Origin of the sequence: Mesorhizobium sp. BE184, assembly GCF_031457045.1 — a bacterium.
Lineage (GTDB): Bacteria > Pseudomonadota > Alphaproteobacteria > Rhizobiales > Rhizobiaceae > Mesorhizobium.
In genome coordinates this window covers 1-15,172 of record NZ_JAVDVU010000004.1, presented here as the reverse complement: position 1 = coordinate 15,172, position 15,172 = coordinate 1, and the positions used below count along the sequence as shown (strand labels likewise).

At 62.8% G+C, this 15,172-nt stretch carries 16 protein-coding genes and 1 tRNA gene; 11 read left to right on the top strand and 6 right to left on the bottom strand.

The genetic code is table 11. The features are described 5' to 3' along the window. Window positions 1-60: 60 nt before the first annotated feature. Entirely contained in the window at window positions 61-957 is an 897-nt protein-coding gene (locus tag J2X35_RS18110) for a LysR family transcriptional regulator (RefSeq protein ID WP_056110757.1), read from the bottom strand. 100 nt (window positions 958-1,057) lie between these two features. Here J2X35_RS18110 and J2X35_RS18105 point away from each other — a divergent pair, with 100 nt between their 5' ends. The 4 genes from J2X35_RS18105 to J2X35_RS18090 all read left to right on the top strand — a co-directional run bounded on the left by J2X35_RS18105 (window position 1,058) and on the right by J2X35_RS18090 (window position 5,287). Beyond that, window positions 1,058-2,410, top strand: coding sequence for an extracellular solute-binding protein (locus tag J2X35_RS18105; RefSeq protein WP_310188777.1), 1,353 nt, complete (start codon window positions 1,058-1,060; stop codon window positions 2,408-2,410). Window positions 2,411-2,473: 63 nt separating this feature from the next. Continuing rightward, window positions 2,474-3,388 carry a carbohydrate ABC transporter permease gene (locus J2X35_RS18100; RefSeq protein ID WP_056110762.1) on the top strand — a complete coding sequence of 305 codons (915 nt, stop codon included), beginning with the start codon at window positions 2,474-2,476 and terminating at the stop codon, window positions 3,386-3,388. Continuing rightward, on the top strand, window positions 3,388-4,218 hold the full coding sequence (locus tag J2X35_RS18095; protein WP_310188774.1) for a carbohydrate ABC transporter permease: 831 nt from the start codon (window positions 3,388-3,390) through the stop codon (window positions 4,216-4,218). The genes J2X35_RS18100 and J2X35_RS18095 overlap by 1 nt, the downstream gene beginning before the upstream one ends. A gap of 13 nt (window positions 4,219-4,231) precedes the next feature. Next, window positions 4,232-5,287, top strand: coding sequence for a sn-glycerol-3-phosphate ABC transporter ATP-binding protein UgpC (locus J2X35_RS18090; protein ID WP_310188771.1), 1,056 nt, complete (start codon window positions 4,232-4,234; stop codon window positions 5,285-5,287). A gap of 63 nt (window positions 5,288-5,350) precedes the next feature. Here the strand turns inward: J2X35_RS18090 and J2X35_RS18085 are convergent, their stop codons facing one another. Next, window positions 5,351-6,265 (bottom strand): LysR family transcriptional regulator, encoded by a 915-nt coding sequence (locus tag J2X35_RS18085; protein ID WP_310188770.1) that lies wholly within the window; start codon window positions 6,263-6,265, stop codon window positions 5,351-5,353. Window positions 6,266-6,572: 307 nt separating this feature from the next. Here J2X35_RS18085 and J2X35_RS18080 point away from each other — a divergent pair, with 307 nt between their 5' ends. The 6 genes from J2X35_RS18080 (at window position 6,573) to J2X35_RS18055 (ending at window position 12,308) form a co-directional block, all read left to right on the top strand. Further along, a complete protein-coding gene (locus J2X35_RS18080; protein WP_310188767.1) occupies window positions 6,573-7,778 on the top strand; it encodes an ABC transporter substrate-binding protein in 1,206 nt (401 codons plus the stop codon). Further along, the gene (locus J2X35_RS18075) at window positions 7,775-8,569 is read left to right on the top strand and encodes an ABC transporter ATP-binding protein (RefSeq protein ID WP_405023240.1); all 795 of its coding nucleotides are present in this window, start codon (window positions 7,775-7,777) and stop codon (window positions 8,567-8,569) included. The genes J2X35_RS18080 and J2X35_RS18075 overlap by 4 nt, the downstream gene beginning before the upstream one ends. Continuing rightward, on the top strand, window positions 8,562-9,290 hold the full coding sequence (locus J2X35_RS18070) for an ABC transporter ATP-binding protein (protein WP_310188765.1): 729 nt from the start codon (window positions 8,562-8,564) through the stop codon (window positions 9,288-9,290). The genes J2X35_RS18075 and J2X35_RS18070 overlap by 8 nt, the downstream gene beginning before the upstream one ends. A gap of 7 nt (window positions 9,291-9,297) precedes the next feature. After that, complete coding sequence (locus J2X35_RS18065) at window positions 9,298-10,185, top strand: branched-chain amino acid ABC transporter permease (RefSeq protein WP_310188763.1); 888 nt, start codon at window positions 9,298-9,300, stop codon at window positions 10,183-10,185. Beyond that, a complete protein-coding gene (locus J2X35_RS18060) occupies window positions 10,185-11,156 on the top strand; it encodes a branched-chain amino acid ABC transporter permease (RefSeq protein WP_056110774.1) in 972 nt (323 codons plus the stop codon). The genes J2X35_RS18065 and J2X35_RS18060 overlap by 1 nt, the downstream gene beginning before the upstream one ends. A gap of 297 nt (window positions 11,157-11,453) precedes the next feature. Beyond that, window positions 11,454-12,308 (top strand): formylglycine-generating enzyme family protein, encoded by an 855-nt coding sequence (locus tag J2X35_RS18055; protein ID WP_310188761.1) that lies wholly within the window; start codon window positions 11,454-11,456, stop codon window positions 12,306-12,308. Between the two features lie 135 nt (window positions 12,309-12,443). On the opposite strand, the gene J2X35_RS18050 is transcribed toward J2X35_RS18055, so the two are convergent. After that, window positions 12,444-12,519, bottom strand: a tRNA-Ile gene (locus tag J2X35_RS18050). 178 nt (window positions 12,520-12,697) lie between these two features. Here J2X35_RS18050 and J2X35_RS18045 point away from each other — a divergent pair. Continuing rightward, complete coding sequence (locus tag J2X35_RS18045) at window positions 12,698-13,408, top strand: SIMPL domain-containing protein (RefSeq protein WP_056110776.1); 711 nt, start codon at window positions 12,698-12,700, stop codon at window positions 13,406-13,408. A 110-nt stretch (window positions 13,409-13,518) separates the two neighbouring features. On the opposite strand, the gene J2X35_RS18040 is transcribed toward J2X35_RS18045, so the two are convergent. The 3 genes from J2X35_RS18040 to J2X35_RS18030 all read right to left on the bottom strand — a co-directional run. After that, window positions 13,519-13,896, bottom strand: coding sequence for a hypothetical protein (locus J2X35_RS18040; protein ID WP_056110778.1), 378 nt, complete (start codon window positions 13,894-13,896; stop codon window positions 13,519-13,521). A gap of 140 nt (window positions 13,897-14,036) precedes the next feature. Next, window positions 14,037-14,480, bottom strand: coding sequence for a YcgN family cysteine cluster protein (locus J2X35_RS18035; protein ID WP_310189358.1), 444 nt, complete (start codon window positions 14,478-14,480; stop codon window positions 14,037-14,039). A gap of 444 nt (window positions 14,481-14,924) precedes the next feature. Beyond that, window positions 14,925-15,172, bottom strand: a 248-nt coding sequence (locus J2X35_RS18030; RefSeq protein WP_310188757.1) for a hypothetical protein, incomplete at its 5' end; no start/stop codon positions are given.

The following is a 15,172-nucleotide window of genomic DNA, read 5'->3' as shown; positions in this document are numbered from 1 at the left end:
CGGACGGGTCGGGCAGAAAAAATGATATTAATTCCGGTCCGCCATTCCTGTCAGGAATGGTCAATCGATCTCGGCGCTGGCGATCTTTGGCAAAAGCTCGAGTGCGCGCCGCATGATGGGGATGCGCTGCGAGGACTGCCGGAACCATGCCCCTGAGGTGAAGTTCCAGATCGGCTGGCTCAGCGTCAGCCTTTCGATCCCCACCTTCGCCGCCACGCTCTTGAGCGAGGTCGGCGCCAAGGCCAGAAGATTGGATTTGCGGATGATGGAGAAGCTGGAATCGACATCGTCAACCGCCGCCACGATGCGCGGCGTGGCCAGTTTGAAACGGCCGAAATAGGCATCCAGATACTGGGTGACCAGCGCATCACGCTTGAAGATCACCCACGGCTTCCCCTCCAGCGCGGCAGGCGGCACGACGCCTTTGCCGGCAAGCGGGTTGGTGGCGCAGCAATAGGCCGTCAGTTCCACTTCGAACACCTCGCGCCTGTCGATGCCCTCCGGCGGGTTGCTATGGAAGGCGCCCAGCATCAGGTCGACCTCGCCATCAACGAGCTTCGCCAGCGTCGAGCCGGCGACATCGAAGTCGAGCGTGAAGGCGGTCTCGGGAAATTCGGCAATCAAATGCCGGACCAGTGAGGGAGCGACGAGCATGTGATAGGCCGCCCCGGCGCTGATATGGAAATTCGAGACCGAGCCGGCGCTGATCGCCTGCGCCTCCTCATGCGCTTGACGGTAGTGCATCTCGATCGTCTGCGCCCTTGCGAACAGGGCCTGCCCTACCTCCGTCAGCACCATGCCCTTGGTGCTTCTTTCGAAGAGAGTGGCCTTGAAGGTCTGCTCCAGCCTGCGGATGGTTTTGGTCAGGGCCGGCTGCGTCAGCCCGATTCGGCCGGCGGCTGAGGTGAGGTTTCCAGCCCGGGCAACAGCCAGGAACGCGCGCAGTTCTCTGTCCAAAATAATATTCCCCCCGGTTATCGCAATGTAGAATTAATATCATTTCTAATCGCGAACGTAAGCCGGTAGCCTTGCGGTTTCATGGGAGGAGAAACACACAATGGCCTGGAAATCCAAGCTCGCTTTAGCAGCCACGACTGCCCTGATCCTATCAGCCTGCCCGGCCTCGGCGCAGGACAGTTTCGCCGATGTCGGCAAGCAGGAGCCGATCACCATCCTGATCAACGCCTCACCCTGGTACAACGGTTTCGAAAAAGTTGTCGGCCTCTATGAGGAGCAGACCGGCAACAAGGTCAATCTCGAGGTGACACCTTTCAACGGCATGCTGGAAAAGGCGCGATCGGCGGTCCGCAGCGGCACCAGCCCGCTCGACCTGATCAACGTCAACGCCACCAACTCGACCGAATTCTACCAGGCCGGCTACATCGAGCCGATGAAGGAGATCGACCCGTCCTTCGAAGTGCCGAAAGAGGTTCTCGGACTGGACGACGCCGGCTGCTGGGACGAAGCCAAGAAATACCGCATCTGCTCGAGCGGCAAGCTGATGGGCTATACGCCCAACGGCAATGTGCAGCTGTTCTACTACCGCAAGGATGTGCTGGATGAAAAAGGCCTGAAGGTGCCCGTCACCTTCGATGACATCATCAAGAACTGCGCCGTTTTGCAGAACCCGCCGGAAAGCTACGGCTATCTGCAGCGCGGCGAGCGCGGCGATTCCATCCAGTACGACTTCATGGCCTACCTGCTCGCCTATGGCGCCAAGCCGGTCGCCGATCCCGCCAATGGCGACTATACCGTGACGATCAACAGCCCAGAAGCCAAGGCAGCGCTCGACAAGTTCATCGAAGTCGCCAAGAAGTGCAGCCCGCAGAACTATGGCACGCTCGGCCAGGGTGAACTGATCCAGCTCCTGCAGACCGGCAAGGGAATGCAGGCGCACGCCGTCGTGGCCGCTTTCCCCAATTTCGACAATCCGCAGAAGTCCGCCGTGGTCGGCAAGATAAACGCCGCGCCGCTGCCGCGTGCCACGCCTGAGGGGAAGCCCGGCGTTGCGATCGGAAGCTGGGTCTTCATGATCCCCAAGAACGCTTCCGATGCGGGCAAGAAAGGCGCTGTCGCCTTCTCAAAATGGTTCCTGACCTACAAGGCGCAGTATGAATATGCCCTTGGCGGCGGCATCCCGGTGCGCACCGACGTCTTTACCTCGGATCTGAAGGACAAGCCGGAATTCCGCTGGATGCCGGCCTATCTGGACGAGATCGAATATGGCGTGCAGGTCTATGGCTATGTCGAGGCGCCGGCGGTCAGCGAGGCTGTTGGCCTTCGGCTCAACCAGGCCCTGGTCGGCGAGATGACTCCCGCCGTCGCCTTGAATACGCTGGCCGAGGACATGAAGGCGATCTTCGAAAAGGGCGGCCGCAAGACAGGCACCTTGCCGCCTCTGGCCGACTGATCTCTTCCGGTGGCCGCCGCGCGGCGGCCACCCTCTCATTCCAGCTTTGCGGAGGGTCCCGTCATGAGTCTATCGACGCCATCTGCCCGCAGGCAGGGCCTCAGCGATTTCATCGATCGCCATTTCAAGCTGCTGACACTGGCGCCCGCGCTCATCGTGCTGGTCGCCCTGACCCTCTATCCGATCGCCAACCTGTTCGTCATGGCGGTCTCGACGATCCGTTTCGAGTCCGGCGGGGAGATCTGGGCCTTTACCCCGCTGATCAATTTCAAGCAGTTGCTGAACGACCAGATCTTCCGCATCGCCTTGTGGAATACGCTCCTGTTCGCCATCGCGTCGGTGGCCATCGAGATGGTTCTCGGTCTCGGCCTTGCCATCCTGGTCGGCTCGATGACGGCCTTCAAGGGCGTCATGCGGACCGCGCTCATCATCCCCATCCTGATGCCGCCGGTCGCCATCGGCTCGATGTGGAAGCTGATGTACAGTTTCGATTTCGGCGTCCTGAACCAGATCGTCACCGGCATCGGCTTCGCGCCCGTCAACTGGACAGGATCGCCGTCGCTGGCGCTGTGGTCCGTCGTCATCGTCGATGTCTGGCACTGGACGCCGTTCGTTTTCCTCATTCTTTTCGCGGCCGTCGAGGGGCTGCCCAAGGAAGTCATCGAAGCGGCGCGCATCGACGGCGCCAGCAACCGCGACCTGATCTTCAAGATCATCATACCGCTGATGATGCCGGCCATCGTCGTGGCGCTGCTGTTCCGCACCATCCTCGCCTTCAAGGTCTTCGACGAGGTGTTCCTGCTCACCTCCGGCGGGCCGGGCACGTCGACCGAGGTCGTCAGCCTGCATTTGAACAAGGTGTTCTTCCAGCAGAACGACCTCGGCTACGGCGCCATGCTGTCGCTCGCCATCATCGCCGCCACCATCGCTTTCCTGTGGGTGGCGCGCAGCGCCAGCGCCGCGCTGGAGAAACGCTGATGCTGGTTCTGCGCGGTTATTCGCGGCTGGCCGGCATCGCCCTGCTCAGCCTTGGCGTCTTCGTCATCCTGGCGCCGTTCCTGTGGGTGGCGCTGCAATCGTTCAAGTACGAGATCCAGATCCTGCAGGGATCGTGGAATTTCGAACCGACGATGTTCAACTATGTTGACGTGCTCTACTCGCGCCGTTCCGACTTCCTGAGCAACATCTGGAACAGCCTGATCGTCGCCGGCGTCTCGACCCTGTGCGTGCTGGTGGTGGGAACGCTCGCCGCCTATTCGCTGAGCCGGCTCGCCTGGAGCGGCTGGATACGCAACCTCTTCCTCGGCTGGACGCTGATCTTCAACATGATCCCGCCGCTGACGCTGGTTGGCCCCTGGTATCTCATCTTCCGCCAGATCGGCATGTTCGAAACGCTGGGCTCGCTCATCCTCACGCACATCACCCTGCATCTGCCGATGACGGTGTGGATGATGATGGCCTACTTCAAGGAACTGCCGAAGGAGATCGAGGAAGCCGCGATGGTCGATGGCTGCCGCCGTATCGATGCCTTCTGGCGCATCTCGCTGCCGCTGGTGACGCCGGGCCTCATCGCCGCCGGCGTGCTGGCGTTCGTCTTCTCGTGGAACGAGTTCTCCGTGGCGCTCAACCTTACCGGCCGCGAGACCGCGACGGTTCCGGTCGCCATCGCCCGGTTCGCCCAACAGTACGAGGTACAGTACGGCCAGATGGCCGCCGCCTCGATCCTGTCCACCATCCCCGCGCTGCTGCTGATGTTCTTCGGCCAGCGTTTCGTCGTCCAGGGCCTGACCATGGGCGCGGTCAAATAGGAGGAAAGCACAGATGGCCGAAGTCCAGCTGAGGAATGTGCAGAAGCGCTATGGCACTGTCGATGTGATTCGCGGCGTCGACCTGACCATCGCCGATGGCGAGTTCGTCGTGCTGGTGGGTCCCTCCGGCTGCGGCAAGTCGACCCTGCTGCGGATGATCGCCGGGCTGGAGGAAATCTCCGGCGGCGAGATCGCCATCGGCGGGCGCGTCGTCAACGACCTCGAGCCGCGTGAGCGCGACATCGCCATGGTGTTCCAGAGCTACGCGCTCTATCCGCACATGAACGTCGAGAAGAACATGGGCTTCTCCATGGCGCTGCGGAAGGAAAGCACCGACAGCACCCGCGCCGCCGTCGAGGACGCGGCCACTTCACTGGCTCTGAAGCCTTACCTCGACCGCCTTCCGCGCGCGCTCTCCGGCGGCCAGCGCCAGCGCGTCGCCATGGGACGCGCCATCGTGCGGCGGCCTAAGGTGTTCCTGTTCGACGAGCCGCTGTCGAACCTCGACGCACAGCTTCGCGTGAAGATGCGCACGGAAGTGCGCAAGCTGCACCAGCGCCTGGAGGCGACCTCGGTCTACGTCACCCACGACCAGGTCGAAGCCATGACCATGGCCGACCGCATCGTCATCCTCGACAAGGGCAAGATCGCGCAGGTCGGTTCGCCGCTGGAACTTTACGACAGGCCGGCCAACCGCTTCGTCGCCGAGTTCATCGGCTCGCCCGCCATCAACGTCATCCCGGCCGAGACCGACGGCGACCGCGCCGCGATATCGTCGGGCGACGAGCGCTTCGAGATCAGGCTGCCCTCTGCGCCGTCCGAAAAGGCAATCGATGTCTGCATCCGCCCCGAACATCTGCGGCGGGTGGACAGCGGCGGTATGCCGGTCACCGTGCAGGTTATCGAGAATCTGGGGGCCGAAACCTATGTCTTCGTCGATGTCGACGGCCTCGATGTCTGCTGGCGCATCGCCGGCCGGCCCGATGTGGCGATCGGCGACCGAATAAGGCTCGGTTTCGATCCGGAGCGCGTGCATCTGTTCAGCCGCGAAACCGGCGCGCGGCTGTAAATCGCTTCCCCCGGCAGAGCGGGCCTGGGCGCGGCAGGGCCATTCTTCTCAGCCGTGCCGCGGCTAGCCATCCACCAACGCGCCTCCCATAAATTCCCGGCGGGCGCTCCCGGCCTCCGTCTTGATGAAGTCAATCAGCGCGCGGATACGCGCCGCTGACGACAGGTCCCGATGGCAGACGCACCAGTAATCCCGCTCGAGACAGATATCCTTCGCCAGCACCGGCACGAGTTCAGGGTGCGCGGACGCCATGAAGTGCGGCAACACACATAATCCAATTCCGCGCAGCACGGCATGAAGCTGCGCATGTATGCTCGAGCTTTGGTAGGTTGCGCGCAGGCCCGGCAGAATTTCCCGGTGATAGTCGAGCCCCGGCGTGAAGATCATGTCTTCGATGTAGCCGATCATGCGATGCGCCAGGAGATGCTCGCGTTTCAGGATCGGCGCATGCTGCTCCAGGTAGCTCCGCGTCCCATAGACGAACAGCCGATAGGTCGCGATCTTTTCATAATGGTAGAAATCGGCCCGTGGCGAGGTCAGAGTGATGGACATGTCCGCCTCGCGGCGCGACAGCGACACGATCTGCTGGATCGTCACGAGTTCGATCGACAGGTTGGAATGAAGTTGCGCGAAACGTGGCAGCCTGTCTGCGAGAAAGAAATTTCCGAAGCCTTCCAGCGTCGAGAGGCGAACGACGCCGGTGACGGGAGAAGCTCCGCTGGAGGCTTCGTTGCGAAAATTACCGGCTTCGCGTTCGATCTGCTCGGCCGACTGCACCAGCCTCTCACCGACGCCAGTGAGCATGTAGCCACGAGGATTGCGCTCGAAAAGCCTCGCCGAAAGCGCCTGTTCCAATCTGTCGATGCGACGCGACACGGTGGCATGGTTGGTGCGGAGTTGGCGCGCCGCGCTGGCCAGCTGCCCGGTGCGCGCCACGGCGAGAAAGAATTGCAGATCGTCCCAGGTGAAGCGCCGCATCAGAAGGCGCCGCCGTCTTTGTTTCCGGGCATCATGTCCCTCCCCGGACGGCAAGAAACGTCCGGTCCTATCCGTGCATTTTTGTACGGAACTTGTACGAAAATAAGTGTTCTCGCAATCCGTGCTCGATGTTACGCTCACTGCCGTGCTTATTTCGATGCGATTGCTATCGTGCGATTTTTGCACTCAAGACGATGGGACGCGGAGGAGCGTCCCATGATCTGAGGAAAGTCCATCGGGCCATTTTAGAGCCGACGCAGTCAGTCTCCGGCCATGCCGCGGACTGACCGTCAGGGGAGGAACAGCAGTGAAATTTTTGCATCTCGTATCGGCGGCCCTGTTGGCCGCGACAGCGATCCCGGCAACAGCGGCCGAGATATCCGACGGCAAGGTCAAGATCGGCATCCTGAACGATCAGTCCGGCGTCTATGCCGATTTCGGCGGCAAGTGGTCGGTCGAGGCCGCCAAGATGGCGGTCGAGGATTTCGGCGGCAAGGTCCAGGGCGCGCCCGTCGAGGTGATCAATGCCGACCATCAGAACAAGCCCGACATCGCCTCCAACATCGCCCGCCAGTGGTACGACACCGAACAGGTCGATGCGATCATGGAGCTGACCACCTCGTCGGTGGCGCTGGCCGTTCAGGGCTTGTCGCAGGAAAAGAAGAAGATCGATATCGTCACCGGCGCCGCGACCAGCGACCTGACCGGCAAGAACTGCTCGCCCTACGGATTCCACTGGGCCTACGACACGCACGCTTTGGCGGTTGGCACCGGCGGCGCGCTGGTCAAGCAGGGCGGCGACACATGGTTCTTCCTCACCGCCGACTACGCCTTCGGCTACTCGCTCGAGGAACAGACCGGCAATTTCGTCAAATCGCAGGGCGGCAAGGTTCTGGGTTCCGTCCGCCATCCGCTGGCGACAACGGATTATTCGTCCTTCCTGCTCCAGGCTCAATCGTCCGGCGCCAAGGTGGTCGGCTTCGCCAATGCCGGACTGGACACTGCCAACTCGATCAAGCAGGCGGCGGAATTCGGATTGGTCTCCGGCGGACAGCGGCTGGCCGCCCTCCTGTTCACCATCGCGGAAGTGCATGGGCTTGGCCTCGAGGCCGCCCAGGGCCTGTCGCTGACGGAAGGCTTCTACTGGGACCGCAACGACGAATCGCGCGCCTTCGGCAAGCGCTTCTTCGATCGCACCGGACGCATGCCGAACATGATCCAGGTCGGCACCTATTCGGCGGTGTCGCAATATCTCAAGGCGATCGACAAAGCCGGCACCGACGAGACCGAGGCCGTGTCCAAGGAACTCCATTCCATGCCGGTCGATGACGTGTTCACGCACAATGGCAAGGTCGGCGCCAACGGACGCATGATCTACGACATGTATCTGATGGAAGTGAAGAAGCCTTCGGAAAGCAAGCAGCCCTGGGATTACTACAAGGTGCTGGCGACGATCCCTGGCGACGAAGCCTACATCAAGCCAGAAGAAAGCGGCTGCCCGCTGGTCAAGTGACGGTGCAGGCAACTGAGCAAGCCGACAAGGCGGACAGCGGGTCGCGCGTGGTTCTTTCCGCGCGCGGCCTGCGCCGCGATTTCGCCGGCTTCGTCGCTGTCAAGAATGTCGATCTCGATATCGAACATGGCAAGATCCACGCCCTGATCGGACCGAATGGCGCCGGCAAGACGACGGTCTTCAACCTGCTGACGCGGATGATGCCGAGCAGTGCCGGGACGATCTCTTTTCTCGGCCGTGACATCACCCATATGTCTCCGGCCGCGGTCGCGCGGCTGGGGGTTGTCCGCTCCTTCCAGATCTCCGCGATCTTCCCGCACCTGACGGTGCTCGACAATGTACGCGTCGCCCTGCAACGCCCGAACGGGCTGGCGATCCAGTTCTGGCGCAGCCTTTCTGCGCTCGATGCATTGACCCCGAGGGCCGACGAACTGCTGGCGCTGGTCGGCCTCTCCGACGCCCGCGACCGGCTTGCCGGCGATCTTTCCTATGGCCGCAAGCGCATCCTGGAGATCGCCACGACGCTGGCGCTGGACCCCAAGGCGCTGCTTCTCGACGAGCCGATGGCCGGCATGGGCCATGAGGACGTCGGCGCCGTCGCCGAGATCATCCGCTCCATCGCGAAAGACCGCGCGGTGCTGATGGTCGAGCACAATCTCGCCGTCGTCGCCGATCTTTGCGACCGGATCACCGTGCTTCAGCGCGGCGAAATCCTCGCCGCCGGCGACTACGCCACGGTCAGCCAGGATGAGCGTGTCAGGGTCGCCTATATGGGGACCACGGATGACTAGAGCGTTTCATGGCTCGAGCACGGAGCCCCTTCTCGAGGTCCGGGACCTCAATGCCTGGTACGCTGAAAGCCATGCGCTGCATGGCGTCAGCCTCTCGGTGGACCGCGGCGAAACCATAACGCTGGTCGGCCGCAACGGTGTCGGCAAGACGACAACGCTGCGGGCGATCATGGGCCTGATCCGCAAGCGCACCGGCACGATCCGTTTCGACGGCAAGGACATGATGGGCGTTCCGCTGCATGGGGCCGCGCGCGCCGGCATTGGCTTCGTGCCGGAAGAACGCGGCATCTTCGCCACGCTGACGGTCGACGAGAACCTTGTCCTGCCGCCGGTGGTCGCGGAAGGTGGCATGAGCCTCGACGAAATCTTCACGCTGTTTCCCAATCTCAAGGAGCGCCGCAACAGCCAGGGCACCCGGCTCTCGGGGGGCGAGCAGCAGATGCTGGCCATGGCCCGTATGCTGCGCACCGGGGTCAAGCTGCTGCTGCTCGATGAGCCAACCGAAGGACTGGCGCCGGTGATCGTCCAGCGCATCGGCGAAGTGCTCGCCGAACTGAAGAAACGTGGCATGACCATCTTGCTGGTCGAGCAGAACTTCCGCTTCGCCAGCCGGATCGCCGACCGCTTCTACCTGATTGACCGTGGCCGGGTGACGTCGCAGTTTCCCGTGGCTGAACTCGCGTCCAGGATGGACGAGATGCACGAGGTGCTTGGAGTATGAGGCGGCCATGACGATGGTTTTCGGCATACCGATCCAGGCGCTGCTCGGCCAGTTGCTTGTCGGCCTGATCAACGGCTCGTTCTACGCCATGCTGAGCCTCGGGCTGGCTATCATCTTCGGGCTGCTCAGGGTCATCAATTTCGCCCATGGCGCGCAATACATGCTGGGCGCCTTCGCCGGCTATCTGATGCTCGCCTGGTTCGGCATCGGCTACTGGCCCGCGCTCATCCTGGCGCCGCTGGTTGTGGCCGTGGTCGGGATCGTGGTCGAACGGTTCGCGTTGTCGCGCCTCTACGACCTCGATCCGCTCTACGGGCTGCTGTTCACATTCGGGTTGGCGCTCGTCATCGAAGGGGTGTTCCGCTACTACTACGGCGTTTCCGGAAACCCCTACCCCGTTCCCGCCCTGCTGGCCGGCGGAGAGAATCTCGGCTTCATGTTCCTGCCGATCTACCGCGGCTGGGTGGTGGTCGCATCGCTGATCGTCTGCCTGACGACATGGCTGGTGATCGAAAAAACGAAGCTCGGCTCCTATCTTCGCGCCGCCACCGAAAACCCGCGTCTCGTCCAGGCCTTCGGCATCAACGTACCCTTGTTGCTGACGTTGACCTATGGTCTCGGGTCCGGCCTCGCCGGCCTCGCCGGCATCCTCGCAGCCCCCGTCTATCAGGTCAGCCCGCTGATGGGATCGAACCTGATCATCGTGGTTTTCGCCGTCGTCGTGGTCGGCGGCATGGGGTCCATTCTCGGCGCCATCGTCACCGGCTATTTGCTGGGTCTGGTGGAGGGGCTGACCAAGGTTTTCTATCCGGAAGCCTCCAGCATCGTCATCTTCGTCGTCATGGCCATTGTGCTGCTCTTGCGGCCCGCCGGTCTGTTCGGAAAGGACGCCTGATGGCCGAGGCAACGCAGACCCGCACATCGGCGTCGGGCGCAAGGTTGCAATGGGTGCTGGTGGCGATCGGGATCGCCGCGCTCATCGCCGCACCCTTCGTCATCTACCCGATCTTCGTCATGAAGATGCTGTGCTTCGCGCTGTTTGCCTGCGCCTTCAATCTGCTCATCGGCTATACCGGACTGCTTTCCTTCGGCCATGCCACCTTTTTCGGCGGCGCGGCCTATTTCTGCGCCCATGCCGTCAAGGTCTGGGGCTGGCCGCCGGAAGCCGGCATCCTGCTGGGCGCGCTGGGCGCAGCCGTCCTCGGCGCCATCATCGGATTTTTCGCCATCCGCAGGCAGGGCATCTACTTCGCCATGATCACGCTGGCGCTGTCGCAGATGTTCTTCTTCTTCTGCCTGCAGGTGCCCTTCACCCACGGCGAGGACGGCATCCAGGGCGTGCCGCGCGGGCATCTCTTCGGTGTCCTCGACCTCAACAACGCGCTGACGATGTATTTCACCGTTCTGGCGATTTTCCTCATTGGCGTTTTCGCCGTCTGGCGCATCGTCAACTCGCCCTTCGGCATGATCCTGCGGTCCATCCGCGAAAACGAGAACCGCGCCATTTCGCTTGGCTATTCCGTCGCCTATTACAAGCTTGCCGCATTCGTCATGTCGGCGGCGCTTGCCGGCCTCGCCGGCGCGGTGAAGGCGATCGTCTTCCAGTTCGCCACCTTGACGGACGTTACCTGGCAGATGTCCGGCGAGGTGATCCTGATGACGCTGCTCGGCGGCATCGGCACCATGGTCGGACCGATTGTCGGGGCCGGACTTGTGGTCGGGCTGGAGAATACGCTGGCCACTTCGGGCTTCCCTGTCACCATCGCGACCGGCCTCATCTTCATGATCTGCGTCCTGGTGTTCCGGCGCGGGATCGTCGGCGAAATCCTCGCCCGGCTTCCAGGCGCGAAAAATAGCAATAGCTGAGGAACGCCGAAATATCCGTCCCGGCCGCCAGAACCCGGGTTCATCATCGGCGCAAGCGTTCGATCTATAAGGCGCGGCTTTTCGATATTGATGTCGACCCGTGAAGCGCACATGGCGCCTTGCCAACCGGCGGGTTGAGTTGCAAGAAGTCGGCAAGTCTGCGGTCGAAGCGAACTTTGGCGCAGCCCGATGACGATGCGATAGAGTAGAATCACGATGAAAGACGGATGCTGTACCCCGGCTCGCGAGACGCACGGTTCGCAAGCGGACGTTGGTCTTCCCAATCCAGACCCGGGGATGACAGCGCCCCACGATGCCGTCTGGCTCGAGGGCGGGAAGAGCTTTTGCGGCACCAGCCAGGTGGTCATAAAGGCCGACGGCGAGGAGCGCCGGCCGGTAAACGTCCGACCGTTCGGCATCGACCGCACCGCTGTCACGAATGAGCGCTTCGCAGCCTTTGTCGATGCAACCGGCTACAAGACGGAAGCCGAGGCGTTCGGCTGGTCCTTCGTCTTCAAGGATGCCCTCGATGCGGCCACACAGGCCTCGACGCGGCGCGTGGTGGAAGTGCCCTGGTGGCACAGGATCGACGGTGCGGACTGGCGTCATCCGTCCGGTGCGGCCTCATCGATCGAGACGATCATGGATCACCCGGTGGTTCACGTCAGCTGGACCGACGCCACCGCGTTCGCGCATTGGGCGGGAGGACGGTTGCCGACGGAAGGGGAATGGGAGTTCGCCGCACGCGGCGGTAGGCAAACGGTCTATCCATGGGGCGACGAAGATCCCGCCGACGACGCGCCCCGGTGCAACATCTGGCAGGGTAGATTTCCCGACTACAACTCGGCGGCCGATGGCTACGCTAGAACCGCTCCCGTGGAAACGTTCGAACCCAACGGCTACGGCCTCTTCAACATGGTCGGAAACACATGGGAATGGTGTGTCGAACCCTTTCGTGTGAAATCGCTGAGCGCGCTCGGCAAGGAGCGCGATGCCATGGCGCGCAAGGATGGCGAGCGGCTGCTGAAAGGAGGCTCATACCTGTGCCACCGCAGCTACTGCCACCGCTACCGGATTGCCGCGCGCATGGGCCGTCCTACTGATTCCTCCACGTCGCATGTCGGGTTCCGGCTGGCTTACAGCCCTCGATGACGGCCGACGTCCACGACAATTCAACTGGGCAAGTCGTCGAGAATTTCCGGATTTTCCGTCCGCATCGCCTAAAATACGCTTCATATCAAGCCGCTCGTGGCGAACATCCCGTGCGCCACTGCAAAATAGAAGAAATGGTGGGCCCGGAGGGACTCGAACCCCCAACCAAGCGGTTATGAGCCGCCGGCTCTAACCATTGAGCTACAGGCCCCACGCGGCTGGATTAGTGTTTTTCATCGCGCTGCACAAGCCCGGCTCCCCGGCCTTCGACGCAAACCGGTCCATCGCGCAAACGGGCATAGACGGACAAATTGCCATGGCTGCCTAAATCAGCCCATATTCGCCCCCTACTCGCCGTCGCACAGGCCCTCGCACGATGGAGAATTTCGATGCCCAAGACCCTGTTACCGCTGGCGCTTGCCGCCGCAATCGCCTTGCCGGGCTTTGCCCGGGCGGCTGACCCGCTGCCGCCGCCGCGCATCATCGTCTCGGGTGAAGGCGAAGCCTCGGCAGCCCCGGACCTGGCCGTGCTGTCGCTCTCGGTGATGCGTGAAGCCAAGACGGCCCGCGCCGCGCTCGACGCCGGCAACGACGCCATGGCCGCGGTCATCGCCGCGATGAAATCCGCCGGCATCGAGGACCGCGACCTGCAGACCGGTGGCCTGCAGATCAATCCCCGCTACAACTACACCAACAAGCCCGACGGCAACCAGGAAGCCGAGCTGGTCGCCTATCAGGTCACCAACACGCTGACGGTCCGCATTCGCAACATCGACAAGACCGGCGAGCTGCTCGACAAGGCGGTGTCGCTGGGTGTGAACCAGGGCGGCGGCATCTCGTTCTCCAATGAGGATCCCTCCAAGACGCTCACCGAGGCGCGCAAGAAGGCGGTCGCCGACGCCATGGCCAAGGCCAGGACGCTTGCCGAGGCCGCCGGCGTCAGCGTTGGCCGCGTGCTGGAGATCGTCGATCAGAACATGGCGCCAATGCCGATGCCGATGAGCGCCAAGTCGTTCGACTCCGCCCGCGCCGCCGTTCCGGTGGAGGCCGGCGAGAATTCCTACAAGGTGCAGGTCAACGTCACCTTCGAGCTGAAGTAACCCTGACACACTTAGACCGCCCCATGAAAAACCCCGGAAGATCGCTCTTCCGGGGTTTTGTTTGAGCCACGCCCGCTCAGGCGGGGGCTCTGCTACTCGAAGCGGTCGGCTTAGCGGTAGACGACCGGGCAGTTGCGGTCCCTGCCGAAAACGACAACGACGCGCTGGTTGTATTTGCGGCCGGCCACGCGGATCGTATGACGTCCGACATCGACGACCCGGGCCCGGCGCAGGCCCATACGCTCGGCCTTGTCGACGGCGCGGCCGGGCGTGCACATGCGGCGCCAGTCACGGTCGCGCCGCCACTCATCATGGCGATCGCCGCGCCAATGGCGATTGCCGTGGTCGCTGGCCTGGATCCCGAGACGCGGGCCGTCGCCGCCGAAATTGAGATAAAGGCCATCGGCACTTGCCGTCGCCGGCACCGCAGCCAGTGTGCCGATCCCGATAAGGGCGGAAAGAACGGCGGTTTTGATCTTGTTCAGCATTGTTGCTCTCCTTTGAAGCTTTTTCGCCGAAGCGATGGAGCGGACCCTAGCCGACGTTTGCTGAACCATTTTCGAACCGCCCATTCATTCGCGGTTCATATCCCCGCAGAGGTCCGCGACCGCTCGAGGGACACCTGGCGCTAGGGTTCGCCATCGACGACATGGTCGAAATAGTCTTCCGGTTCCGCGAGGTCATATTCATGCGCGGTGATGCGCCCTTGTACGGAAATCCCGGCCTCATGCACGGTTTCGGCGCTGCCGGATATCAGATGGTGCCACCAGTAGAGGTCGCGTCCCTCGGCGATCAGCCGGTAGGCGCAGGTGCCGGGAAGCCATTTGATGGTCCGCACGTTCTCAGGCGTCAGGCCGACGCAGTCCTGAACCCGGGCCAGCCGGTTGGCGTAATCCGAACAGCGGCAGCTTCCGGCATCGAACAGCCGGCATGCCACGGTCGTCCAGTAGATTTCACCGGTGTCCTCGTCCTCGAGTTTGGACAGGCAGCATTTGCCGCAGCCGTCGCATAGCGACTCCCATTCGGCTGGCGACATTGCCTCCAGGGGCGTGGTTTTCCAGAATGGCTGCATATCCATGCCCGCATTTGGCGCTCCAGCAGCGCTGGGTCAAGCGCTCCAGCCACGCACCGGACAATTTGCGATCGGCTTCGGCCGCGGCCATGTTCTCGCCATCAAAATGCCGGCCCTCGCCCCCAAAGGGCCGGCCTGTCGCCGTTTTACCCCTGTCTATGCGGCTTGGACGGAACCAAACCGGTTCCTGACCATTGGGGCCGCGATGGGGCGCCTAAGAGGAGAAATTGGATGAAACGCCAACCACGGATTTTGGCAGGTACGGCACTCGGCCTGCTCATGGCATCCGCGCCGTTGGGCGCGTTCCCGCTGCAGCAGAGCGATATGTCGGCTGCGAGAAGCAGCTCGGCCAATGCGCCAGTCATATTTGTCCAGGCAGCTTGCGCGGAAGGCCAGTCGCCGGAAGAATGCGCCGCCGCACAGGGCGGTGAAACGCCGCGCAAGCTATTGCGCCGCCAGAAACAGGAAGAAGCCCAGCCTGAGGCGCCCAGGGAAGCCGCGCCCGCCCAGGAGCAGGAGCAGCCGCGCAAGCAGCGTCGTCAGCAGCAGGAAGAAGCTCAGCCTGAGGCGCCCAGGGAAGCCGCGCCCGCTCAGGAACAGGAGCAGCCGCGCAAGCAGCGTCGTCAGCAGCAGGAAGAAGTTCAGCCTGAGGCGCCGAAGGAAGCCGCGCCCGCCCAGGAGCAGGAGCAGCC